This is a genomic window from Kosakonia sp. H7A, from assembly GCF_003028445.1.
GTDB classification, from domain to species: domain Bacteria; phylum Pseudomonadota; class Gammaproteobacteria; order Enterobacterales; family Enterobacteriaceae; genus Kosakonia; species Kosakonia radicincitans.
In genome coordinates this window covers 1-514 of record NZ_PYTZ01000075.1, presented here as the reverse complement: position 1 = coordinate 514, position 514 = coordinate 1, and the positions used below count along the sequence as shown (strand labels likewise).

Below are 514 nucleotides of genomic sequence, written 5' to 3'. Positions count from 1 at the left end.
CTCGCCGTCCTTGGAAAGGGGAGCGGCCTTCTGCCAGTTCTCGATCGCCTGCGGCAGCTGGTCGGTGTAGTAGTACGACTGGGCCAGCGCCAGATAGGTCTGGTAGTCCGGCTTGAGGATCCCCTTGGAGATGCCCTCGTTGATGACCGCGATGACGTCCTTTTCCTTGTTGTCCGTATTCGCGTAGATCGAGTACAGCTGCTTGTATTCGCGCTCGTCGGTCAGCTGGCCGCTGGCACGCAGCTTGTCCATGATGGCGGCGGCCTTGTCCATCTGGTCGGCCTGCATGTACATGCTCGCCAGGTTGATCTGCGCCTTCTTGTCGTTCGGGTTCTTGGCGGCGAGCTGTTCGGCCGAGGCGACGGCTTCACCCGTCTGGCCGGCTTCGGCGTAGGCCGCCATCAGCAGCTGGTTCCAGTTGTCCTTCGGCTCCGGCGAAGCGGCGATGGCCTGCTTCAACACCGGGATGGCTTCCTGGTAGCGCTCGGCCTGGTACAACGCCTGGCCCTTGAGG

General features: G+C 62.8%; 1 protein-coding gene. It reads right to left on the bottom strand.

Annotated elements, in window-relative coordinates:
• A partial coding sequence (locus CWM66_RS28250; protein ID WP_146159968.1) for a M48 family metallopeptidase occupies window positions 1-514 on the bottom strand: 514 nt, incomplete at both ends.